Consider the following 22,291-nt stretch of genomic DNA (forward strand, 5'->3'; position numbering starts at 1 on the left):
CCAGTACAAGCTATGTTAATGGATATTAGCGTTTCAAGATATTCTGATCAAAGCGGGAGCATCCTCTTCCCCAATCGGTTGGGACGATCCCATCATAAGAGGACGCCAACATGCCCAGGTATTACTTCAACACCAATCGGGACGGCCGTTGCTGCGAAGACGTTATTGGATTGGAGCTGGAGAACAGCGCTGAAGCCATGGCGAACGCCCGATGCGGACTTTCCGATATGGTCCAGGAAACCCTGAAAGAAAACGGGATCAAACGGACCGTCATGGACGTTGTCGGTGAGTCAAAGCAGTCAATTAGCCGCCTCGTCGTCGAGTTTCATGAAGATATTGTCCGACACTGAGTGATTGGAGAAAAAAGCCCGGCAGCCGAAGCGGCGCCGAGCGAAATTTGGCCGAAGCCAGCAGGGTGCCGGGGGAGGTGCGCCGGCCCCTCTTCCTAGCCGTAGTTCGCAATTATGCAAAAGGCAGCATTCACTGGTTGCGTCACCGTTGTTGCGGCGCTGGTGGTGTAATGATGGGGACCAGGTCGATCGAACTGGTTTTGCTCGTCTCGATCGATAAAAATGCAGAGATGGGTTGGTCGGCCGAGCGCGAGGGAGAAGCGGATGAAAACCAGCACCGCTGCCATCTATCTGACCGCAGAACTGGCTGCCGCAGCCTTCCACTTTCTCCGTTTCATAGGCGTCATGATGGTCGGGTTTCTCCCGCGCCTGTCGCGTGAAGGCGCGCGGCGATCGGCGCTTTGAAGTCGATTTCGGCTGATCGGGATAGAACTGCGCCATCCTGTCCATCGATTCTGGACTGCCGGCTCACGATCTTTGTCAGCAGGCCTATTCATTCGTTTCAGGTGAACTCACGAGCGCTTCGACAATCCTCGCGATCGATCGACAAATCCGCGTTCCGTTTCCGAAGAAGGAGGAATGGGGAAATCATGACCACTGGCATACCCTATACAGGGCCCAGCGGAAGCAAACCACTTCCAGCTGTCATCCACCTGAAGTGCGACATTTGTATCCTTGCAAAGGATCGGGCCAAGGCATAAAGCGGTATCGAAAATACCACTTTTCGCGAGATGCATATGCGGCTTTCGGATCGCCCTAGGCCAAAGCAGGAACTGCCTCCGGACCATCCTGGTCTTGATCGCGTGTTCATTGGCGGCCTGGTTCGAGAATTTTATAGCAGGGTGCGCACCAACGATCGTCTCGGTCCGATTTTTTCAAATGTCATCGGCGAAGCGTGGGAGCCGCATCTGGAAAAGATGACCGATTTCTGGTGCGCGGTGATCCTCAAGAACGGTGCATATAGCGGCCGACCTGTTCCCGCCCATCTCAAGCTGGATCAGGTGCGTGAGGAAGATTTCGATATCTGGCTCAGCATCTTCAGACGTACCGTGTCGGATCTGTGTGATCCGAAGCTTGCAGCAATTTTCATGGAGCGAGCAGAGCTGATCGCAAAGAGCTTAAAACTTGCCATGTTCTTCCGACTGCCCGCGACCGCGTCCCCTTCAAAGGATGGCTGAGTTGACACCTCGCGCTGCCAGCCCTTTCCCAGATTCGAGCGTCGCCTTCCTGGCTATCGCTTGGATGGGATTGCTTATCGGCGTTTCATTTCTTGCAACGCCCGTGAAATTCCAGGCATCATCGCTTGAGCTTCCGGTCGCCCTGGAGGTCGGACGCGTCACTTTCTCCGCCTTTTCCAAAGTGGAATGGTGCCTCTCGGTTCATCTCGGCCTAGCGGTGCTCTCCGCCCGAACGTCGCGAGTTGAGATGCTGCTCACTGGGATTGCGATCGTGATCGTTGCCGTCCAAACCTATTGGCTTCTGCCAGTCCTTGATGCCCGTATCGAGACGGTGATCGCCGGGCGATCGTTGCCGCCCTCGTCGCACCACATGCTCTATGCAGGCCTAGAGGTATGCAAGGCCGTAGGGCTGGCTATCCTCGGTCTTGTGTCGTTGTATCGACTAGGATGGTGCGACAGGCCTGAGGCCGGGACGAGTAGCCCATGAAACTGACGCTACATACTGATTATGCGCTACGTATGCTGATGTTCCTTGCTGTCCAGGAACGGGGGCCGGTTACCGTTTCGGACGTCGCCGACTCCTACGGCCTGTCTCGCAATCATTTGCTGAAAGTGGCGCTGAACCTTGGACGGCTGGGATACCTCACGACAACTCGCGGTCGGTCCGGAGGAATTGCTCTCGCATTGCCGCCCGAGAACATCAATATCGGCGACGTGGTGCGGGGAATGGAAGACGGTTTTGCACTGGTCGAATGTATGCGTCCTGACGGTGGCACATGCGTGATAACCTCGGCATGCAGACTGCGGGTTGTTATGCGGGAGGCGACGCAGGCATTCCTGTCGGTTTTCGACAGATATACCCTTGCAGATCTTTCACAAAACGAGGGTGAACTTTCAGCTATCCTTGAAAAAGGGTCTTCACCCCCCGACACTACGGCCACGTCATGATGGGATACAACATGCTTTCACCGGGATGGCGTTGCGATGATTAAGAATTTGACCTCCGGCGAGCGCGAGATCTCGATTTTCATCCTTGTGCTGGTCGCGATCGCAGGACTTGCCATGGCTGCGCTCGGCCGAGCCGACCCTTTAGGCACCCAAGGATGGATCGTCATCCTTCTTGCCGGCAGCCTCCTCTGGTTGATATTCCGGGCGGCCTTCGAGCCTGAGCCGGTCGAAGAAAGGCTAACATCCTATTACGACGACCCCATCAAGATCGGTATCGCCCTGTCGATGTTCTGGGCGGTCTTTGGAATGTTCGTCGGCGTCTGGGTAGCGGCCCAGCTCGCATGGCCAAATTTGGCATTCGATGCTGCGTGGTCGAGCTTCGGTCGTCTGCGGCCTGCCCATACGACAGGTGTGATATTCGGCTTCGGCGGCAATGCCCTTATCGCGACTTCGTTTCATGTAGTGCAGCGCACGTCGCGCGCCCGGCTTGCCGGCCAGCTAAGCCCGTGGTTCGTGCTGTTCGGCTACAACCTCTTCTGCATCCTTGCTATCTCCGGCTACCTGCTCGGCATCACCCAATCCAAGGAATACGGCGAGGCCGAGTGGTATGCCGACATCTGGCTGGTGATCGTTTGGGTGACCTATTTCGTCCTCTACATCAGGACGATCGCGCGTCGGAAGGAACCGCACATCTATGTCGCCAACTGGTACTTCATGGCGTTCATACTGGTCGTGGCGATTCTCCACATCGTCAATAACCTCGCCGTCCCCGTCTCATGGGGCCACGCCAAGAGCTACACGATCTGGCCGGGCGTGCAGGACGCCATGGTGCAGTGGTGGTACGGGCACAATGCGGTTGCCTTCTTCCTCACCGCCGGCTTCCTCGGCATGCTCTATTACTATTTGCCGATTCGTGCGCAGCGGCCGATCTTCTCCTACAGGCTATCGATCCTGAGTTTCTGGGGCATTACTTTCTTCTATATGTGGGCGGGCTCGCACCACTTGCACTACACCGCTCTTCCCCACTGGGTTCAGACGCTAGGGATGACTTTTTCCGTGATGCTGTTGGTGCCTTCCTGGGCGTCAGCGGGCAACGCCCTTTTGACGCTCAACGGAGCTTGGCATCGAGTGCGGGACGACGCGACGCTGCGTTTCATGATGGCCGCCGCGGTCTTCTACGGCCTGTCGACCTTCGAAGGATCCTTTATGGCGATCCGGCCGGTGAACTCGCTCTCGCACTACACCGACTGGACCGTTGGACATGTACATGCCGGCGCGCTCGGCTGGGTCGCACTCATCACATTCGGCTCTCTCTACACGCTGGTACCAAATCTATGGAAGCGCGAGCGCATGTATTCGGCAAAGTTGGTCGAGGTTCACTTCTGGCTCGCAATCGCTGGAACGCTGATCTACGTCTTCGCGATGTGGAACTCCGGTATCATCCAAGGGCTGATGTGGAGAACCTACACCGACGAGGGGGCACTCGCCTATTCGTTCACAGACTCGCTGGTGGCGATGTACCCCTATTATATCGCCCGCGCCGTTGGAGGGTTGCTCTTTCTGATGGGCGCAGTGATCGGCTGCTACAACATGTGGATGACGATAAAGTCCGTCCCACTCGCCGCGCGCGCGGATGACGCGCCGGTCGCATCCGCCGCCGTGCCAGGAGAATGACGGATGCCTGAGTTATTCCACCGCAAGATCGAGCGATCGGCTATCCTCTTCGTGCTCGGCATCATCGCGGCAGCGAGCGTCGGCGGTATCGTCGAAATCGCTCCCCTCTTCACCATCGACGAAACGGTGGAAGAAGCACCCGACATGCGTGTCTACACGCCCTTGGAATTCGCCGGCCGCAACATCTACATCCGTGAGGGCTGTTATGCCTGCCACAGCCAGATGATCCGCACATTGCGCGATGAGGTCGAGCGCTACGGTCCCTACTCGCTCGCGGTCGAGTCGCAGTACGATCGCCCGATGCTCTGGGGATCGAAGCGCACCGGTCCCGACCTCGCCCGCATCGGCGGCAAGTATTCCGACTTCTGGCACGTCGCTCACCTCACCAATCCTCGCGACGTAGTGCCGGAGTCCAACATGCCGGCCTACCCGTGGCTGGCGCGTACCTCCTTGAGAACGGAAGATCTGCCCCTGCATCTTGCGGCGCAGCAGTCGCTCGGCGTCCCCTACACCGATGAGATGCTCGAAAACGCCGCCCGTGATGCCTACGGGCAGGCGACACCAGATACGGACCAAGCCGCCGGCATCGCGGAACGCTACGGCGAGGAGACCAATGTCAGCGCCTTCGACGGCGTAAGGACCCAGGTCACCGAGATGGACGCGCTCGTCGCGTATCTGCAGGTGCTCGGGCGTCTCACGGATGCCGCCTATCAAGACACGGCGGCTCCAGAAGAGGCGCCGGAGCCGATCGAATAAGGGCACAGGAGAACGTCATGGATTTCGACTACGACACAGTCGTCGCGTTCTCGAAGACTTGGGGCCTATTCTATATGATGGCCTTTTTCCTCTGTGTCTGCGTCTACGCGTTCTGGCCCAGCAATCGGCAGCGGTTCGACCGGGCCAAGCACAGCATCCTCGATCGGGACGACGAACCATGGCAGAAGTAGAACGCGATCCCGTCAGTGGCCGCGAGACCACGGGCCACGAGTGGAATGGCATCAAGGAACTCGACACGCCCGTCCCGCGCGGTGTCCTCATGTTCCTGATCGTGACCCATGTCTGGGCGATCACATGGTGGTTCTTTGTTCCCGCGTGGCCGCTGGGGGAGACCTACACTAAAGGCCTTCTCGGGGTAAACCAGAGAACGACGGTCGAGGAACGGGTGGTTGAAGCGCAGCAGGAACGGTCGACTTGGATGAGCCGCCTCGAAAATGAGCCCTATGAAGTCATTCTCGCCAATGAGACACTGATGGAGACGGTGCGCGATACGGGACAGCAACTCTTTGGCGACAACTGCGCCGCCTGCCACGGACGCGACGGCAAGGGGCGCGCGAACTATCCCGACTTGACCGACGACGACTGGCTGTGGGGCGGTAGCCCCGATCTGATCGAGCAGACAATGCGCGTTGGCATCAACACCGCTCACCCTGAAAGCCGCATAGCCCAGATGCCCGCTTTCGGTCGCGACCAGATGCTCGAGCGCGACCAAGTCAGGAACGTGGCTGCCTACGTCTATTCGTTGAGCCATCCGGACTATTCGACGCCGGAGACCCTAGAACGCATCGAGGCCGGCCAAGAAGTGTTCGTCACCACTTGCGCGGCATGTCATGGCGAGACTGCCGAAGGGAGCCAAGAGATGGGCGCGCCCAATTTGACGGACCCGTACTGGGTGTATGGCGGTGATCTCGACACCATTATCGCCTCCGTGCACGGGGGCCGGCAGGGGCATATGCCGACATGGGACGAGCGGCTGACGACCGCCGAGATCCGGACACTTGCGGTCTACGTTCATGATCTGGGGGCGCAGCAGCCATGATCGCGTCTGCGAAGCAGTTCCGCCAGAGGACATGGCTGGCCTGGATCCTCATCCCGGCAGGGCTGCTGCTGTTCGCAGGCGCGAATGCGCATCTGGTCTATGTGGCATTCCAGTCGCAGCCGGACTGCGTTGAACATCTGAAAACCGTGGGCGACGGCGAAGGCTATCGTGCCGCCAAGTCGGCGTGCTGAGGAGGAAGAGGATGGGCGAGACCGACACGTCGTACTGGCTGCTCAGCGAGACCTCGGGAATAGGCGAGACGCGCGACCCGGAGCTTCAGCGCCATCTCCCGCTCTTCGAAGGAATCCGCTGGTTGAAGGCGGGCTGGCGCGATTTCTGGAACCGGCCCGGCTCCAGCATCGCATACGGGCTAGGCGTCTTTCTCCTGTCAATCCTGTTCGTCTGGACGCTCGTGGCCTTCGGGCGTGACTATATCCTGTTTCCTTCGTTTGCTGGCTTCGTAATCGTCGCTCCTTTCCTCGCTATCGGCCTCTACGAAAAGAGCCGGGCGATCGGCGAGGGCCGGGAAGCTGGATTTGGCTCCATGCTCCGCGTTCGGCCGAGCGCCGGCGCACAGGTCTTCTTCACAGGCCTGCTCCTCTGCATGCTCCTGCTTCTGTGGCACCGGGCGGCGGTTCTCCTCTGGGCACTCTTCTTCGGCGTCACAGCGTTTCCCGGCCTTGACGGAGTTGTGGGCGCACTGTTCGGGACGTATTATGGATGGACGATGCTGGTCGTGGGCACCACCATTGGTGGCCTGTTCGCGGCTTTCGCATTCGCGATCAGTGTGTTTTCCGTGCCGATGATGCTTGACCGTAGAGTCGACGCGCTGACCGCCATGGCCGCCAGCATGAAACTTGTGTGGAACAACTTCGAGCCGATGATTGCCTGGGGCGCGATGGTGCTCGTTCTCTTCGCCGTTTGCGTCGCCACGGGTCTCATCGGAATGATCGTAATCTTCCCCCTGCTTGGCCACGCCACCTGGCACGCCTACCGTGCGGTGGCACGATCGGAGGCTTGACGCCATGAGCTGCTGCGCGCCGGGCACCAAGACCGGAGTGAAGTTGGCACGATTCGACGACATATCCGCGCGTGAGGTGTTTCTCGCGAGCCGCGACCTCGGCGGCGGCATCTTTCAGACGGACTATTCCGTGCCGCAGGCCCGGTGCGGGGCCTGTATCGCTACGATCGAAGGCGCACTGCAACAGCTCGATGGTGTCGTCGCTGCGCGGGTGAACCTGACGGCTCGGCGGGTGGTGGTGAAGTGGAAGGAGGAAGGAGGCGTTCCTCCGTTGCTCACCGCCATCAAGGCTGCCGGCTACGACGCCTGCCTGCTGCAGGATGTCGAAGAAGGCCGCGACCCTGAGATGTCACGCCTGTTGCGGGCAACGGCCGTAGCGGGCTTTGCGGCCATGAACATCATGCTGCTATCGGTCTCGGTTTGGTCGGGAGCCGACGCGCAAACGCGCAACTCGTTCCACCTCATTTCGGCCTTCCTTGCCGTGCCCGCCGTCGGCTATTCCGGACGAGTGTTCTTCGCTTCGGCTTGGCATGCTGTCCGAAAACGCACCGCGAGTATGGACCTTCCAATATCGATTGGCATCCTGCTCGCCTTGGGACTTAGCTTGTATGATACCTTTACCGCCAGACCCCACGCCTATTTCGACGCGGTGACGTCGTTGATCTTCTTCCTGCTGGCCGGGCGCACGCTCGACCATGCCATGCGGCGCAAGGCACGAAACGCCGTCACGGGTCTAGCAAGATTTATGCCTCGCGGCGCGACAGTTGTGGGCTCCGGTGGAGAGAATGAATTCCGCGAGATCTCCGACATAGAGGCTGGCGACTTGGTCATGATCGCTCCCGGCGATCGAGTCCCCGTGGATGGCGTCGTCGTCAAAGGGACCGGAAGCCTGGACGTTTCTTTGGTGACGGGAGAGGCTGCTCCAGAGATCGCTTATCCGGGCAGCGCCGTACTGTCCGGGACGCTGAACCTTGAGAGCTCTCTCATCGTTCGCGCCGGGCGAAAGGCGCGCGACTCCTTCCTCGCCGACATGACGCGGCTGATGGAGGCAGCCGAGGATGGTCGCGCTCGTCACCGCCGCATTGCCGACCGCGCGGCAGCGCTATACTCCCCCATTATACATCTGCTAGCACTTCTTACCTGCGCCGGCTGGTTACTCACGACCGGCGATTTGCACCGGTCGGTTACCGTCGCCATCTCTGTCCTCATCATCACCTGCCCGTGCGCGCTGGGTCTTGCCGTACCGATGGTCCAAGTGGTCGCCGCACGCCGCCTGTTCGACCTTGGTATCACGCTGAAGGACGGCAGCGCGCTGGAGCGTCTAGCGGAGGCCGATGCGGTCGTCTTCGACAAAACAGGCACACTGACTGCGGGAACAATGCGCGTCGGAAACCATACGATCGTCTCACAAGACCTAACGGCTGCGGCCGCTCTCGCCTCATATTCCCGGCACCCTGCCTCGCGCGCAGTCGCCGCGATGAAGTCCTCTCGGGTAAATGTCCACAATGTCCGGGAAGAGCCGGGGTTTGGGATCGAAGGGCGCGTAAACGGCAACTTCTACAGACTCGGGCGGAAAAATTGGGTTTCCGCCGTCCCGACCGACGCCTCCGACGAAGCAGCCGTTTGGCTCTCGAAGGACGGCAAACCCGCGGGATGGTTTGCGATCGCGGACGAGCTGCGTTCCGGCGCGACCGAAGCGGTTAAACAGCTAGCCCTTTTGGGGCTGAGTGTCGAGGTTCTTTCGGGCGACCGATCCGAGGAAGTCGACAGGGTCGCGGCCGCGCTAGGCATCCGGGAGGTTCGCCATGGCGCTACTCCCGAAGATAAGGTCAAACGTCTGACGGAGTTAAAGGCGGCTGGGCGACAGGTGGTGATGGTGGGCGACGGCCTGAATGACGCCCCTGCCCTGGCGGCCGCGCATGTCTCCGTCGCACCATCGTCAGCGGCGGATGTAGGCCGCAATGCTGCCGACCTCGTGTTTCTCGGCAAGAACCTGGAAGCCGTCCCGAAGGCGGTTGAGGTCGCCCAGGCTGCAAGACGCCTCGTGCGCCAGAACCTCGTCCTTGCCGTTGGCTACAACGTGTTGGTGGTGCCGCTGGCGGTCCTCGGCCACGTCACACCGCTGATGGCCGCGGTCGCGATGTCGATCTCTTCCGTCGTAGTAGTGGCGAACGCGCTCCGCCTGACACGGAAAAGGTTATCCGCCGCTCCAATTCTCCGGCGTGGCGGGCTTTCCCTTGTGGAGGCTGCATGAATTATCTCGCTTGGCTGGTTCCGATCGCGCTGAGCATGGGCCTTGTAGGACTGGCGGCGTTCCTTTGGTCGATGCGGAGCGGCCAATACGAAGATCTCGACGGAGCCGCCGAGCGCGTCCTACTTTTCGACGCCGCGAACAAACCCCTCCACCGCGATAAATCGAGCGACGAAGAACACGCGGAGAAACTCCGCCAATAGGCTGATGCTTCGCGAGGCGTCGTCGTTCAGCCAAACCAAGATGAAGGAATCAGAAAGTGACACCAGCAACAGATCGACCGTTTGATTGGGTGGCGGCGCTGGCACTCGCTCTGGGAGCGGCGGTAATGGTCCCCAGTCTTGCTGCCGTGGCCGTGACCCTTTTTGCTGCGTTCTCAACGTTGCTCTAATTCTTTCCCATCAAGCCTGCAAAGCGAGTTCTAATCTTCCATGATGATGCCGTGGCATGGGACTACAGCGAAGTAGGTCTGAATAGCCCCTAGATTTGTGGACGCCTTCTTCCCTAATTTTGAGGCAAGGAGGCCATGATGGGGACCGGCAATTTCAGTGACGATTTCAAGCGTGATGCTGTCGCGCAGATCACCGAGCGGGGTTACCCGGTCGCGGAGGTCTCGAGGCGGCTGGGGGGAAAGCCAGCACTCGCTTTACACGTGGAAGAGGAAGTTCGCGAAGCTATCGGGGGGCGATGGCGATCAGTCGACAGAGATCCGGCGTCTGAAGAAGGAACTGGCGCGCGTCACCGAGGAGCGCGACATCCTAAAAAACCGTCGCAGGGCCGTGGCCCGCCTGTGCGCGGTAGAAACACCTGCTACTCTCGCATGCGGAGGGGTGTTGCCACTGATCTAACGGCGTTGAGATGCTGGCGGCTACACCCTCCAAATCCGTGGCACGAGTGGATGACGGACACCGACTGAATGGGCGACGTCGTTCATTGGCGGAACATTTCCCGACAAAGTCGATTGGAGGAAGCAGCCCAGGAGGACTGAACGATGCCGGCCTACCCCCACAGAAGAAATTTGCGTGCACCGATAAGTGACGAACACGACGACGGAGGCTTTGGCCATACGCCATGGGGAGTTGGCCTCCAGAACCGTTTTCCTAAGACTTTTGTGCCGGGCGAAACGCCGGCGCCACCTTCGCAATTCGACGCAAGAATGCACACCTCAATGCCGCGATCCGCGCTGGACCGTCTACGCGCAGGCATTCAGAGGTGGCTCAGACGGAAATGATGTTGAACGTCTATCGATCTTCGCAGAATCCAAGATTGTGCCGGCGTGGCCACAGTGTCAGCGGCGCAATAATGGAGAGAGCTCATACCGTCAATGAGGTGTACTATCAAACGCATCGATCAGGATATTCTGCACTGCCACGGGACGCGCCCGTTTCATACTCATAACGCTCGTTAATTTACTCTAGGTGACCGACTCATAACTCCGCAGCCAGATGCGGATTGATGCGAGTTGGACGGATGCGAGGAAGTTATCGTCGCGCTTGTCGTATCGGGTGGCGATGGCCCTGAAGTGTTTGAGTTTATTGAATAGCCGCTCAACTGCGTTGCGCTGGCGGTAGACCCACGCGCTGAAGGGGAAGGTTTTGACGCGGTTCGGCATGAGGCGGATGTTGGCCCATGCGCCGCGTTCGGCCATTGCCGCGCGCAAGGCGTCGCCGTCGTAGGCGCGGTCGGCAAGAAGGATATGCCCGGCCTCCAGCGTTTCGAACATGTCGGCGGCCGAGCGGCCGTCGTGAGCCTGGCTTTCGGTCAGTTTCAGCCGGATCGGACGACCCTCGGCATCGACAAGCGCATGGATCTTGGTGGTCAGGCCGCCGCGCGAGCGACCCATGCAACGGGATCGCTCGTCTTTTTTTGGCCGTTGGCGGCGTGCTGGTGGACGCGGATCGAAGACGAGTCGATCATCTGCACGTCGCCGTCGTAAGCGGCGGATAAGGCTTGAAGAATGCGCGCCCAGTGGCCCGCCCTGCGCCACCGATTGAAGCGGTTGACGCAGGTCGCGTGCGGACCGTAACGCGCCGGGATATCGGCCCAGGGCGCGCCCGTGCGAAGCCGCCAGAAGATGCCGTTCAGAACCTTGCGGTCATCGGCGCGCGGCACACCGCGCACCTTCGTCGGAAGCAGCGGCTGGATCACCGACCACTCGAAATCCGTCAGATCAAAACGGGCCATGTTCACCTCCTGCAGATTGCAGCAAAGGAATCACAACAAAGCGCCCTTGGGAATCCCGTTTATGGGTACGTGACCTAAGCGGCACCGACTAGGCAATCAGTGTCTTTGCCATCGACTTGAACAGCGCCCAAACGCTCGACAAACGTGGTCACCCACCATTTCGCATCCTGCTTTTTAATGCGTGCTAACAGCGCTGTGTGGCGGTCTTGTCTTTCTTCGAGCGGCATAATCAGCGCCGCATGAAGTGCCTTTGCAACGCTGTCGATATCGTACGGATTGACCTGCAACGCTTCTTCCAGTTGTTCAGCTGCCCCCGCAAATCGTGAGAGGACCAGAACACCCGGATTTTTAGGGTCCTGGGCCGCCACATACTCTTTGGCCACAAGGTTCATTCCATCACGCAGCGGGGTCACTAGGCCAACATTGCTGGTCTGAAAAATTCCCGCGAGCTTGTCTCGGGATACGTTGCGGTGAATGTACTTGATTGGCGTCCAGTTGAAATCTGCGTGTCGTCCGTTGATAGCACCGGCAAACCTTTCGAGTTCAACGCGAATATCGGCGTAGGCAGCCACTTCTTCGCGTGTCGGAGGCGCAATTTGAAGATAGGATACGGTGCGCTGATGCTCTGGATAGAGTTCGAGCAGCCTGTCGAAGGCACGCATTCGCTCGGGGAGACCCTTGGAATAATCCAGCCGATCCACGCCGACAATCTGCGAGCGTCCAAGAATGCCCCGCCGAATGCGATCGATGAGAATATCGTCTCCAGCAGACTGGCTCAATCTGGAGAAGTCTTCGACATCAATCCCTATGGGAAACGCGTCGGCCTGACCATACAACGTGTCGCCAGCACAGGAGAAGTGGTGGCCCAGATAATTGTTAAAATTCTCGAGATCGGCCTTGGTTTGAAAGCCAATGAGATCATGCGCCAGAAGCGCATTTATCAGCTCAAAATGTTCGGATGTCGCCGACAATATTTCGTGCGGGGGAAACGGTATATGCAAGAAGAACCCGATGCGCTGCCGGCACCCGACGCGGCGGAGTTCCTCAGCAAGAGTGAGGAGGTGATAGTCATGGATCCACACGATGTCGTCTTCGCGCAATTGCGGAGCGAGATGGCGAGCGAACATTGCATTCACCCGCCGGTAGCCAGCATATGCGGCTCTATCATGCTGCGTCAGGTCGAGACGATAGTGAAATAGAGGCCAGAGGACGGCGTTGGCATAGCCGAGATAATATTGTTCGTAATCTTCACGCGTCAGCGGCAAAGACACCATCTGTACGTTGTCGAACTGTTCGATATGCGGCTGTTCGGGCGGCGAAGCCTCGATCTTGCCATTCCACCCGAACCAAAGTCCCCCACGACAGCGCATCGCGTCGGCAAGACCGACCGCAAGGCCGCCTGTCTGTGTGCGCTTTCGCAGATCGGCCACACGGTTCGATACGATTACCAATCTACTCATGACACGGCCGTCTCTGGCTGATGGGAAATCTTGGCCGCGTCAAGCCGTCCGGACAGCGTCTTCAGCCAACGCAGAAATGCCTCAACGTCGGCGAAACGAAATCGGGCGGACGTTTCTCCGGTACCTACCTTGATGGTGAGTCCACCGAGTTCCTGGACCACAGGAAAGGCGCTCTCGTCCGTAGCGTCGTCCCCGGCAAATAGCGGAACTCGACCGGCAAAGGGCGGTCTCTGCATCAGCTGCTTGATTGCGTTGGCCTTGTCGCCCTCGCCCGCGGTAAGTTCCAAAACCATCTTGCCGGCAATAAGTTTGAGCATCGGAAACGCATTAAGAATGTCCTGCATGAGGCGCTCGCAACTCGCCTTCCTATCGGGGGCCTGCCGATAGTGCAGCGCCACAGAGCAAGACTTTCGCTCCACGATCAGCCTGCCATCGCTTTGAGCAAAGCGGCAAAGGCGTTGATCGGCCTTTTGCAGCGCCTCTTCGTCGATGGGCCTTCTCATAACCGGCTCACCTGGCAGGGACAGTTCCAGCCCGTGTGACCCCGCCAATGGGACAGTAACCGGCGCCAGAAAACACCGAAGCTTATCAACCGGCCTGCCCGAGATCACAGCGAGTGCTCCATCGGTATTCCGATGCAATTGATCCAGCAAATCGATTGTCGTCCGATCAACCACTATTTCGTCAGGACGTGTTGCGATGGGAACCAGCGTACCATCGAGGTCCAGAAAGATCGCGAGTTCCGCGGCGGACGAGGCAGCTTCGTCGATAGCTGGCTTCAGCATGGATATTCCTGCTCCGGTTAACAACGGTGTCCCAATAAGCAGACTGGAACACTCGTCGAATATCGGACCACTAAGTCATGATTGAACATGTTGTTCCGCAGCCACGATCAACAAATGCGCTCCACCTTCACTCGTCGATCGAGATTTCGGGACAATCAAAACGAGCATGGAAAAAGAGGCCTTCAGTCGCGTCCGTGGTTACGGTGAGTGTCCACATGGCGGCTTGATGGCGTTGGCCGGCGAGTATCATGTCAGATGCATGCCAAACGCCGATGCCTGGATCTAGCTCGACTGTGTCGGAGATTTGGAAGTAATTGTGGAATATGTCGCGGAGCGGAAGCAGCAAAAACGTCTTCCGGCCTGCCCTTAACCAACTTGATGCCTCGGAAACCGCTATAACGACGCCACGGCAGCGTAGTTGAACGCGCCGGTGGCTCCGATGCACCATGATCTTGGCTCCCGGCGAGGCGAGATCTGCCGATGCCTCAGATAAAGGACGATGTCCCGCTGGCAGTTCAGGATGTGACACGTGCATGCTCAGTGGCTCCCACGACGAGCTATGAGACGGTTCTCAACCGGTAAATTCCCAGCGATAGTTCGGACGCAATCCTCCACAGCCACCCGATCGTCCTGCGTCAATACCTCGCCGGTGAGCACCAAGCGATCGTTCGTCACGGTGGCGGCGACATCTGCCGCGTCGAAGGAACGTGACTCGCCTAGGGAATCGGCGATTTTCTTTTCCAAGCTCGCCGCTTCAGAGCCCGATTGGAGCCCGTCATCATTGAAATTGACGTGTTCTCCTGAACGCAGGCTGCATCTGGGTTTAAAAGACATGAGCGTTGCCTCCGATGGTTAGTGAGCCAGAGTCAAAAACATTGGGTGGAACGGTCGGTTCAAACTGAGAGGTTTCATGAATGTTCCAGGAGATCACTTCCAACGATTGCAGGTGGATGGATGCTGCCCGTTAGTTTTGTTGGATATGGCCTGCTGCCGGTTTCGTGGCACCGAGATAAGGTGTTTGACGGAATTGGAGAATGGGAATGCGACGAAGGAAGCTCAGCCGCGAGTTCAAGCTTGAGGCAGTGAGGCTGGTGAACGATCGGGGCGTTACGGTGGCGCAGGCTGCCCGTGATCTGGATTTGCACGAGAACGTGCTTCGCAAATGGATCCGGGAGCTCGGTGCCGATCCGCAGCATGCGTTTCCTGGCCATGGGCAGATGAAGCCGGAGCAACTCGAGATTGACCGGCTGCGCAAGGAAGTGGCGAAGCTGAGGGCGGAGCGCGACATCCTAAAAAAGGCCGCAGCCTACTTCGCGAGGGAAACGATATGAGGTTCGCTTTCATTGCGAGGCACCGTTCGATCTGGCCGGTGGCATGGCTGTGCGACGCGCTGGATGTATCCCGGTCGGGCTTCCATGCCTGGCTCAACCGAAGCCCCAGCAACCGCTTGCGGCAGGATGAGGAACTGGTGACGGTGATCGATCGCAGCTTCAAGAGCAGCGACCGAACCTATGGTGCTCGCCGCGTCTGGCACGACGTTCTGGCCGAAGGTCTTTCCTGCGGCCTTCATCGTGTCGAGAGGCTCATGCGGGAGAACGGGCTTCGTGCCCGGCCGCGCCGTCGTGGGTTGCCGAAGGACATTGGCGAGCGGGCGGCAGTGTCAGGCAACCTCCTCGACCGCGTCTTCGAGGCATCGGCCCCGAACCAGAAGTGGATCGCCGACTTCACCTACATCTGGACCGCCGAAGGCTGGCTCTACGTTGCCGTAGTGATCGACCTGTTCTCCCGCCGTGTCGTCGGCTGGGCGATGAAGGCGGAGATGACGGCACAGCTCGTCACCGACGCCCTCATCATGGCGATCTGGCGCCGAGGCAAGCCGGACAGCTTGCTCCATCATTCGGACCAGGGATCGCAATACACCAGCGAGCAGTTCCAGCGCCTGATGGCCGACCACGGCATCACCTGTTCGATGAGCCGGTCGGGCAACGTCTGGGACAATGCTGCGATGGAGAGCTTCTTCTCGTCGCTGAAAACCGAGCGGACAGCCCGAAAGGTCTACAGGACGAGAGATGACGCCAGGGCCGACGTGTTCGACTACGTCGAGCGCTTCTACAATCCTCGGTGAAGGCACTCGACACTGGGCTATATGAGCCCCGTCGAGTTCGAGGAGCGAGCTATGCTAGCTTAACCGGGTGTCCGAAAAACCGGCAGCAGGCCAATATGACAAAGCGTCCCCGGTGACTGATCGGCATCAACCGATACCCACACAGCGGATGGATAGTGATGCTGGAACAAGCGTTCGCGAGAGATGTTCGGTCGGCAGTTGATAGCGAACCACTAGGAAGGGATCACCTATGGCATCCGGCGAAACTCCCAAACGCGATATATCGACGCTTCACGATCAGAAGCTAGAACGCGGCAACGGCGGCGAACTTCATCAAACATCGGAGGGAGACATCCCCATCTTGACCACCGCTCAAGGAGGGCCCGTCGCCGATGACCAGAACACCCTACGCTACGGTGAGCGCGGGCCGTCACTGATTGAAGATTTCCATTTCCGCGAAAAGATCTTCCATTTTGATCACGAACGGATACCGGAGCGGGTGGTCCACGCCAGGGGCTATGGCGCGCACGGTTATTTCGAGACGTACGAATCGCTCGCGGAGTTCACACGTGCTGACCTTTTCCAGCGCCCAGGCGAAAAGACGCCTGCCTTCGTCCGATTCTCAACGGTGGCCGGATCAAAAGGTTCGTTTGACCTCGCCCGGGACGTAAGAGGCTTCGCCGTCAAAATCTACACCAAGGAGGGCAACTGGGATCTGGTGGGCAACAATATCCCGGTGTTCTTCATTCAGGACGCAATCAAGTTTCCCGACATGGTTCATGCGGTTAAGGAAGAGCCGGATCGGGCGTTTCCGCAAGCCCAGTCGGCCCACGACAACTTCTGGGATTTCATTTCGCTCACTCCAGAATCCATGCACATGATCATGTGGATCATGTCGGACAGAGCTATTCCCCGCTCATTTCGCTTCATGGAGGGCTTTGGAGTTCACACATTCCGTTTGCTTGATGCGAACGATAAATCGACTTTCGTAAAATTCTTTTGGAAGCCGAAGCTCGGTTTGCAGTCAGTCGTCTGGAACGAAGCCGTAAAGATCAACGGTGCGGATCCGGATTTCCATCGACGCGACCTTTGGGACGCCATTCAGGCTGGAGACTTCCCCGAATGGGAACTATGCGTTCAGCTGTTCGATCAGGACTTCGCCGACAATTATGATTTTGACGTTCTCGATCCAACCAAGATTATTCCTGAGGAGCTGATCAAACCACGGCCGGTGGGACGCCTTGTCCTCGACCGGATGCCGGACAATTTCTTCGCGGAAACCGAGCAGGTCGCGTTCATGACTCAGAACGTGCCCCCGGGCATCGACTTCTCCAACGATCCCTTGCTGCAGGGTCGCAACTTCTCCTATTTGGATACCCAGCTCAAGCGACTCGGTTCGACAAACTTTACTCACCTGCCAATCAATGCGCCGAAGTGCCCGTTTCACCACTTCCAGCAAGACGGGCATATGGCGATGCGCAATCCGACCGGCCGCGCCAACTACCAGCCAAACTCGTGGAATGAAGGTCCGCGGGAAGATCCCACACGCGGGTTCCGCTCATACAGGGATGAGAGTGACGGACCGAAGGCGCGACTTCGCCCCGAGAGCTTTGCCGATCATTACAGTCAGGCGCGCCAGTTTTACGAGAGCCAAACCGCCACAGAGCAAGATCACATCGCGATGGCTCTGACGTTCGAACTTTCAAAGGTAGAGACGCTTGTAATACGCGAACGTATGGTCGCTCATCTGTTGAACATTAACGAGGATCTCGCGAAACAAGTCGCAAGCAAGCTTGGGATTGTGGAAATGCCGAGCCCCGTTGATGCAGCGATCAAGCCGCGCCGCGACCTGCCAGTTTCGGATGCTTTGTCGATCATCAAGAATGGCCCGAACAGCTTCAAGGGGCGAAAGGTTGGCGTTCTGGTGACCGACGGCTGCGACGGCGGCCTGGTGAAAAGTTTAGCTTCCGCTCTGAATGCGGAGGGCGCGATGATGGAAATCGTGGCACCGCGTGTGGGCGGTGTCCAAGCAGATGACGGCAGCCACATTGAGGGCAACCAGATGATCGATGGGGGACCATCAGTCCTCTACGACGCCATCGCGATAATCGTCAGTGCTAAAGGAGCCGAACAGTTAAGAGGCGAAGCCACAGCACGTGACTTCGTCGCCGATGCTTTCGCGCATTGCAAATTCATTGCACATGTCGAGGCAGCTAAGCCGCTGCTCGAGAAGGCGGGGGTTGCGCCCGACAAAGGTGTTTTCACGCTGAAAAACGATGCCGATATCGACAACTTTCTCGAAAGCTGTCGTTCATTGAGGCATTGGACGCGGGAGCAAAACGTAAAGCAATAATCCCTATTCAGCGGGGCACCGCGGGAAGCGTCCCAGCACGGCAACACCCGTGCGGTTATGCCAAAACCTCGGAAGGGGCGCGGAGGCTTTCCGCGCCCCCGTCGGGGAGCCTCTATGATGTGAATGAAATCTATCAGCCCAACTCGTCTTGGATTTCTCGGCCGCTGCAACATTCAGGAGCTTCATCACAATGCACAGGAGCATGCGATTGAGCTGCCTCCCATTTCAGACGGACAGTTGAACTGGCCCCATTTTCGACCTGAGGTGCTCCCGGAATCTAGACCGCCCGGCTGGAGGAATTTCGGGGCTTGGGCTCATGGCGGATTGGATGCGCCGGAGCCATTCATGAGCGATATCGGCGGCTTGTTGCCGATGGCGCTGTGAGGACGGACCTCGTTGTACAACTCGACGACAGAACGCCCACGGGAACGGTTTTGAACGCGAGCTTCATTACCCATGGCATCCCTGGACTGGCCGGCGCGTCTTTGTCCACGAGGTGATCGACAAGAACGAAGCAGCGGTCCTCCGCTGCAGCCTTTCCGGCCAGTCATTGCATCGTTGGCTGGAGATTCCGGCGTGGATGTTCGACCGGGTGGTCAGCGCGAGCTGGCGCATCACGACTGCTCCGCACGTCGACCTCGCCGCGCTCGGCGCCTTGGCGTCACTGCTGCGGGACACGGATACCCCATCGCAATCTCAGGCGATAGGCGCAGCATCGGGCTCTCACGACACGAAACGGAGAGATGTCAATGCCGCGCAAGCCCACGACATACCAGTTCGATCTGTTCTCCAAACCGAACGACGCCAAGACGATGCAGACGCCGCGATGGCAGGCGCTGCCCGCCGAGACGCGTCGGTCAGTGACGAAGCTGATGGTAAGCCTGATCCTCGACCACGTCGACGACGAGCGCTCTCCCGGAGAGAGGGAGGCGCGTCATGATGCATGAGAAGATCAGGCTGCATCATCTGGAGCGGAAGGCAATCCTGTATGTGCGCCAGTCGTCCGCCCATCAGGTCCTGCACAATCGCGAGAGCGGCACACTTCAATATGCCATGTGCGACCGCCTGACGGCGCTCGGCTGGTCTCGTATCGACACGATCGACGACGACCTCGGCCGCTCTGCCGCCGGCGGCGTCGCACGCGCCGGGTTCGACCGGATGGTCGCGGAAGTCTGCCTCGGCAAGGTTGGGGCGGTGGCGGCGCGGGAGGTGTCGCGGTTTGCCCGCAACAGCCGTGACTGGCAACAACTTATCGAGATGTGCCGCGTCGTCGACACCGTGCTGGTCGACCAGGAGACGGTCTACGCGCCGCGCCAAGGCAACGACCGGCTGCTGTTGGGGCTGAAGGGAAGCCTCAACGAGTACGAGCTCGATCTTTTGCGCCAGCGTTCGCTCTCGGCTCGCTACGAGAAGGCCCGCCGTGGCGAACTCGTTGTTGCAGCCCCTGTGGGCTTCGTGAAGGTCGGGGACCGGATCGAGAAGGATCCTGATCGCCGCGTGCGGGAAGCGATCATCATGGTCTTTGACAAGGTCGCTGAGCTCGGCAGCGCCCGCCAGGCCCTGATGTGGTTCCTCGAACATGGGCTGGATTTGCCCGCCAAGCGTAACAATGGCGATGTCGTCTGGCGTAGGCCGAACTATGCGACCATCCACCGGATGATCGAGAACCCGATCTACGGTGGCGCCTACGCCTATGGTAAGTCTGGTGTCGCACCGGGATTTGGCTCGTCTCCCGTTCGACCGGGTGCGCGCCGCAAGCCGCGCGAGGATTGGCTGGCGCTGATCCCGGGCAGCCATGAAGGCTATGTAAGTTGGGAAAGGGCAGAGGCGATCCGCACCATGGTGAGCGACAATGTGCCTACGAGCCGGCATCACGGAGCGCCCAAGCATGGCGACGCGTTGTTGGCAGGCCTTGTTCGCTGCCGGCGCTGCGGTCGAAAGCTCACGGTGCGATACACGGGCACGAAGCACAACATCCCGCGCTATTCCTGCTGGCGGGGTCTGCTCGACAACGGCGGGCCGCGTTGCATCGCATTCGGCGGACTGCGCGTCGACGATGCGATTGAGGAAGCGCTGTTGCGTGTCGTCGAGCCGGGCGCAATCGCGGCCGCTGCCGAAGCTGAGGCGCAAGCTGCCAATCGTCGTGACCAGGTCCGGGATGCCATCAGCCGCGATCTGGAGGCTGCCCGCTACGCCGCCGACCGGGCCTTCCGTCAATATGACGCCGCCGATCCTGAGAACCGTCTGGTCGCGGCGGAATTGGAGATGCGATGGAACCGCGCTCTCTCGCATGTCGACGAGGTCGAGAGCAAGATCGCCGCTCATAATGCCGTGACGCCGAAGCCGTCGCTTGTGTCGGCAGCGGATCTCACCGCCCTGGCTGCGGATCTTCGGGCGATCTGGTCGACGCCAACGACGGATGCCAGGCTCAAAAAGCGCATCGTGCGCACCGTCATTCACGAGGTGGTCGCCGATATCGACGATGAAGTCTCCGAGATCGTCCTGCTGATCCATTGGATTGGCGGCGCCCATACCGAACTTCGCCTGCCGAAGCGGCGCCGCGGACAGCGCAACAGCACTTCCGCGGATATCATCGCGGCCATTCGGCAATTGGTGCTGATCGCCAGCGACGACCTGATCGCCGGCATTCTCAACCGCAATGGCCTGGTAACTGGGCATGGCAATCGCTGGACCCGGGAGCGGGTCACGGCGCACAGATCGCATCACAAGATCCCAGTCTTCCGGCCGGCACCGGATGGGAACGAGCCATGGCTCAACCTGAACAAGGCCGCACGTCTCGTCGGCGTAGCACCGAAGACGCTGAGGCTCGCCGCCGAAGCCGGCGAGATCGAAGGCGTCCACCCCCTGCCGGATGGTCCGTGGATCTTCAGCCGTTCAGAACTCGGAAGGCCGCAAGCCCAGCAGATCCTTCATCGCGCGCGACAGAACCTAAAATACCCCGCGGGATCACAACCCAATCAGCAAAACCTTTTCACTTCAACGACATAGACAGATGGGTGTTATGAAGCAGGATTGTAGTCTCTACGCCAATGCTTCATCTTCTGTCGGGCATCGTCAAGCGTCAGGAACTAGTAGGAGTTCAGGCACTCCGTCCGGAACTTGCCGTTGAACGATTCGATGATCGAGTTGTCGGTCGGTTTGCCCGGTCGTAAGAAGTCAAGGACGACATCCTTCTAATAGTCCCACGGGTCGAGGTCGCGGGAGATGAATTCGGACCCCTGGTCGACTCAGAGCGACTGCGGATAGCCATGCTCACGACAGACACGTTCGAGCGTGGCGACGACCTCTTCTCCCCTGTCGCTGTAGCGCGGATCGACGGCCGGCGAGAAGCGCGACCAGACATCGACGATGGTCAGGACACGCAGCCTCTTTCCGGTCGCCAGCTGGTCGTGAACGAAATCCATCGCCCAGGTCTGGTTGCATCTCGTCGCCTCCGCCCTGTCTTCCCGCAGCTTCGCCTTGACGCGCCGCTTGGGCGTCTTGGTGCGGAGCTGAAGGCCTAACTCATTGTAGAGCTTATAAGTTCGCTTGATGTTGATCGGCCAGCCTTCCCGCACCAACAGAACGTGCACGCGACGATAGCCGTAGCGCACCCGCGTCTGGCAGATATCCTTGATCCGCTGCTTCAAGGCGGCCTGATCCCCCCGCCGGGACTTGTAGGTGTAGAGAGAGCGGTCGATCCGCAGAACCTGACATGCCCTGCGCACCAATGCCTTCCAGACCTCGCGCCCCTGATCCACAAGCTGGCGGCGACGAGCAGGCCTCAGAGCTTTTTTGACAGCACGTCCTGAAGCATCGCCTTGTCCAAGGATAGATCGGCGACAAGCCTCTTCAGCTTGGTGTTCTCCTCCTCAAGCTGGCGCAGCCGCTCCACTTCCGAAGGCATCAGCCCGGCGTAACGCTTGCGCCAGTTGTAGAACGTCGCCTCCGATATCCCGGCCTTCCGGCAGACTTCGCCCACCGCCGTGCCGTCCTCAGCCTGCTTCAGCACAAACGCCATCTGCGCTTCCGAAAGCTTCGACGCCTTCATTGGAAGGCTCCTTCTCCCATCCAGGGATCATAAGCGGAAAATTCAAGCCAAAACCGGTCCGATTCAAAGGGGGCACCTCAGACCGGAGGCTCAAGCATAACCATGGAGGCTTAGGA

At 59.2% G+C, this 22,291-nt stretch carries 20 protein-coding genes and 3 pseudogenes; 17 read left to right on the forward strand and 6 right to left on the reverse strand.

Features of this window, described 5'->3' with window-relative positions; genetic code table 11:
• Nucleotides 1-110: 110 nt before the first annotated feature.
• The 13 genes and pseudogenes from CN673_RS19525 to CN673_RS19585 all read left to right on the forward strand — a co-directional run.
• Nucleotides 111-350, forward strand: a complete 240-nt coding sequence (locus CN673_RS19525) for a DUF6894 family protein (RefSeq protein WP_099868094.1) — start codon at nt 111-113, stop codon at nt 348-350.
• Nucleotides 351-614: 264 nt separating this feature from the next.
• Nucleotides 615-755, forward strand: a complete 141-nt coding sequence (locus CN673_RS20990; protein WP_157928970.1) for a hypothetical protein — start codon at nt 615-617, stop codon at nt 753-755.
• A 332-nt stretch (nt 756-1,087) separates the two neighbouring features.
• On the forward strand, nt 1,088-1,528 hold the full coding sequence (locus CN673_RS19530; RefSeq protein ID WP_099868123.1) for a group III truncated hemoglobin: 441 nt from the start codon (nt 1,088-1,090) through the stop codon (nt 1,526-1,528).
• Between the two features lie 483 nt (nt 1,529-2,011).
• Nucleotides 2,012-2,476, forward strand: coding sequence for an RrF2 family transcriptional regulator (locus CN673_RS19540; RefSeq protein WP_099868095.1), 465 nt, complete (start codon nt 2,012-2,014; stop codon nt 2,474-2,476).
• 36 nt (nt 2,477-2,512) lie between these two features.
• Complete coding sequence (ccoN, locus tag CN673_RS19545; protein WP_099868096.1) at nt 2,513-4,150, forward strand: cytochrome-c oxidase, cbb3-type subunit I; 1,638 nt, start codon at nt 2,513-2,515, stop codon at nt 4,148-4,150.
• A 3-nt stretch (nt 4,151-4,153) separates the two neighbouring features.
• Nucleotides 4,154-4,906, forward strand: a complete 753-nt coding sequence (gene ccoO, locus CN673_RS19550) for a cytochrome-c oxidase, cbb3-type subunit II (protein ID WP_099868097.1) — start codon at nt 4,154-4,156, stop codon at nt 4,904-4,906.
• A gap of 17 nt (nt 4,907-4,923) precedes the next feature.
• Complete coding sequence (locus tag CN673_RS19555; RefSeq protein WP_099868098.1) at nt 4,924-5,097, forward strand: cbb3-type cytochrome c oxidase subunit 3; 174 nt, start codon at nt 4,924-4,926, stop codon at nt 5,095-5,097.
• On the forward strand, nt 5,085-5,966 hold the full coding sequence (gene ccoP / locus CN673_RS19560) for a cytochrome-c oxidase, cbb3-type subunit III (RefSeq protein ID WP_099868099.1): 882 nt from the start codon (nt 5,085-5,087) through the stop codon (nt 5,964-5,966). The genes CN673_RS19555 and ccoP overlap by 13 nt, the downstream gene beginning before the upstream one ends.
• Nucleotides 5,963-6,157: a hypothetical protein gene (locus tag CN673_RS19565; RefSeq protein ID WP_099868100.1), complete on the forward strand. Its 195-nt coding sequence runs from the start codon at nt 5,963-5,965 to the stop codon at nt 6,155-6,157. Before ccoP ends, CN673_RS19565 begins: the two co-directional genes overlap by 4 nt.
• Before the next feature lie 11 nt (nt 6,158-6,168).
• Nucleotides 6,169-6,987 carry a DUF2189 domain-containing protein gene (locus tag CN673_RS19570; protein WP_099868101.1) on the forward strand — a complete coding sequence of 273 codons (819 nt, stop codon included), beginning with the start codon at nt 6,169-6,171 and terminating at the stop codon, nt 6,985-6,987.
• Between the two features lie 37 nt (nt 6,988-7,024).
• On the forward strand, nt 7,025-9,241 hold the full coding sequence (locus tag CN673_RS19575; RefSeq protein WP_245410013.1) for a heavy metal translocating P-type ATPase: 2,217 nt from the start codon (nt 7,025-7,027) through the stop codon (nt 9,239-9,241).
• Entirely contained in the window at nt 9,238-9,441 is a 204-nt protein-coding gene (ccoS, locus tag CN673_RS19580) for a cbb3-type cytochrome oxidase assembly protein CcoS (protein ID WP_099868103.1), read from the forward strand. Before CN673_RS19575 ends, ccoS begins: the two co-directional genes overlap by 4 nt.
• 323 nt (nt 9,442-9,764) lie before the next feature.
• A pseudogene (locus CN673_RS19585) lies at nt 9,765-10,002 on the forward strand (transposase); the annotation flags it as partial.
• A 650-nt stretch (nt 10,003-10,652) separates the two neighbouring features.
• On the opposite strand, the gene CN673_RS19590 reads toward CN673_RS19585, so the two are convergent.
• The 5 genes from CN673_RS19590 to CN673_RS19610 all read right to left on the reverse strand — a co-directional run bounded on the left by CN673_RS19590 (nt 10,653) and on the right by CN673_RS19610 (nt 14,501).
• Nucleotides 10,653-11,428, reverse strand: a protein-coding gene (locus tag CN673_RS19590) for an IS5 family transposase (protein WP_099868104.1) whose coding sequence is annotated in 2 segments (ribosomal slippage) — nt 10,653-11,101 and nt 11,101-11,428 — 777 coding nt in all. Because the reading frame shifts where the segments join, the coding sequence is not laid out codon by codon here.
• A 68-nt stretch (nt 11,429-11,496) separates the two neighbouring features.
• Nucleotides 11,497-12,882 carry an alpha,alpha-trehalose-phosphate synthase (UDP-forming) gene (locus tag CN673_RS19595; protein WP_099868105.1) on the reverse strand — a complete coding sequence of 462 codons (1,386 nt, stop codon included), beginning with the start codon at nt 12,880-12,882 and terminating at the stop codon, nt 11,497-11,499.
• On the reverse strand, nt 12,879-13,667 hold the full coding sequence (otsB, locus tag CN673_RS19600) for a trehalose-phosphatase (RefSeq protein WP_099868106.1): 789 nt from the start codon (nt 13,665-13,667) through the stop codon (nt 12,879-12,881). Before otsB ends, CN673_RS19595 begins: the two co-directional genes overlap by 4 nt.
• A 127-nt stretch (nt 13,668-13,794) precedes the next feature.
• Nucleotides 13,795-14,202, reverse strand: coding sequence for a DUF427 domain-containing protein (locus tag CN673_RS21625; RefSeq protein ID WP_503128310.1), 408 nt, complete (start codon nt 14,200-14,202; stop codon nt 13,795-13,797).
• 2 nt (nt 14,203-14,204) lie between these two features.
• Nucleotides 14,205-14,501: a BON domain-containing protein gene (locus CN673_RS19610; protein ID WP_099868108.1), complete on the reverse strand. Its 297-nt coding sequence runs from the start codon at nt 14,499-14,501 to the stop codon at nt 14,205-14,207.
• A gap of 206 nt (nt 14,502-14,707) precedes the next feature.
• On the opposite strand from CN673_RS19610, the pseudogene CN673_RS19615 reads away from it, so the two are divergent.
• From CN673_RS19615 to CN673_RS19630, 4 genes and pseudogenes are all read left to right on the forward strand, one after another.
• Nucleotides 14,708-15,855: pseudogene (locus CN673_RS19615) on the forward strand (IS3 family transposase).
• A 166-nt stretch (nt 15,856-16,021) separates the two neighbouring features.
• Nucleotides 16,022-18,124 carry a catalase gene (gene katE, locus CN673_RS19620; protein WP_099868110.1) on the forward strand — a complete coding sequence of 701 codons (2,103 nt, stop codon included), beginning with the start codon at nt 16,022-16,024 and terminating at the stop codon, nt 18,122-18,124.
• Nucleotides 18,125-18,873: 749 nt separating this feature from the next.
• Nucleotides 18,874-19,071, forward strand: a complete 198-nt coding sequence (locus CN673_RS19625; RefSeq protein ID WP_099868111.1) for a hypothetical protein — start codon at nt 18,874-18,876, stop codon at nt 19,069-19,071.
• Complete coding sequence (locus tag CN673_RS19630) at nt 19,061-21,133, forward strand: recombinase family protein (protein ID WP_099868112.1); 2,073 nt, start codon at nt 19,061-19,063, stop codon at nt 21,131-21,133. Before CN673_RS19625 ends, CN673_RS19630 begins: the two co-directional genes overlap by 11 nt.
• Before the next feature lie 83 nt (nt 21,134-21,216).
• On the opposite strand, the pseudogene CN673_RS21395 reads toward CN673_RS19630, so the two are convergent.
• Nucleotides 21,217-22,175 (reverse strand): annotated as a pseudogene (locus CN673_RS21395) (IS3 family transposase); the annotation flags it as partial.
• Nucleotides 22,176-22,291 lie beyond the last annotated feature (116 nt).

The organism is Neopararhizobium haloflavum, from assembly GCF_002750855.1.
Classification (GTDB): Bacteria; Pseudomonadota; Alphaproteobacteria; order Rhizobiales; family Rhizobiaceae; genus Georhizobium; species Georhizobium haloflavum.

Bases quoted from the DNA above. Each gene is read 5' to 3' on its own strand.
- CN673_RS19540 (WP_099868095.1), top strand. From the start codon at position 2,012: ATGAAACTGACGCTACATACTGATTATGCGCTACGTATGCTGATGTTC.
- CN673_RS21625 (WP_503128310.1), bottom strand. From the start codon at position 14,202: ATGCACGTGTCACATCCTGAACTGCCAGCGGGACATCGTCCTTTATCT.
- CN673_RS19595 (WP_099868105.1), bottom strand. From the start codon at position 12,882: ATGAGTAGATTGGTAATCGTATCGAACCGTGTGGCCGATCTGCGAAAG.
- ccoS (WP_099868103.1), top strand. From the start codon at position 9,238: ATGAATTATCTCGCTTGGCTGGTTCCGATCGCGCTGAGCATGGGCCTT.
- ccoP (WP_099868099.1), top strand. From the start codon at position 5,085: ATGGCAGAAGTAGAACGCGATCCCGTCAGTGGCCGCGAGACCACGGGC.
- CN673_RS19570 (WP_099868101.1), top strand. From the start codon at position 6,169: ATGGGCGAGACCGACACGTCGTACTGGCTGCTCAGCGAGACCTCGGGA.
- CN673_RS19530 (WP_099868123.1), top strand. From the start codon at position 1,088: ATGCGGCTTTCGGATCGCCCTAGGCCAAAGCAGGAACTGCCTCCGGAC.
- CN673_RS19610 (WP_099868108.1), bottom strand. From the start codon at position 14,501: ATGTCTTTTAAACCCAGATGCAGCCTGCGTTCAGGAGAACACGTCAAT.
- CN673_RS19630 (WP_099868112.1), top strand. From the start codon at position 19,061: ATGATGCATGAGAAGATCAGGCTGCATCATCTGGAGCGGAAGGCAATC.
- katE (WP_099868110.1), top strand. From the start codon at position 16,022: ATGGCATCCGGCGAAACTCCCAAACGCGATATATCGACGCTTCACGAT.
- ccoO (WP_099868097.1), top strand. From the start codon at position 4,154: ATGCCTGAGTTATTCCACCGCAAGATCGAGCGATCGGCTATCCTCTTC.
- ccoN (WP_099868096.1), top strand. From the start codon at position 2,513: ATGATTAAGAATTTGACCTCCGGCGAGCGCGAGATCTCGATTTTCATC.
- CN673_RS19565 (WP_099868100.1), top strand. From the start codon at position 5,963: ATGATCGCGTCTGCGAAGCAGTTCCGCCAGAGGACATGGCTGGCCTGG.
- CN673_RS19525 (WP_099868094.1), top strand. From the start codon at position 111: ATGCCCAGGTATTACTTCAACACCAATCGGGACGGCCGTTGCTGCGAA.
- otsB (WP_099868106.1), bottom strand. From the start codon at position 13,667: ATGCTGAAGCCAGCTATCGACGAAGCTGCCTCGTCCGCCGCGGAACTC.
- CN673_RS19625 (WP_099868111.1), top strand. From the start codon at position 18,874: ATGCCGCGCAAGCCCACGACATACCAGTTCGATCTGTTCTCCAAACCG.
- CN673_RS20990 (WP_157928970.1), top strand. From the start codon at position 615: ATGAAAACCAGCACCGCTGCCATCTATCTGACCGCAGAACTGGCTGCC.
- CN673_RS19555 (WP_099868098.1), top strand. From the start codon at position 4,924: ATGGATTTCGACTACGACACAGTCGTCGCGTTCTCGAAGACTTGGGGC.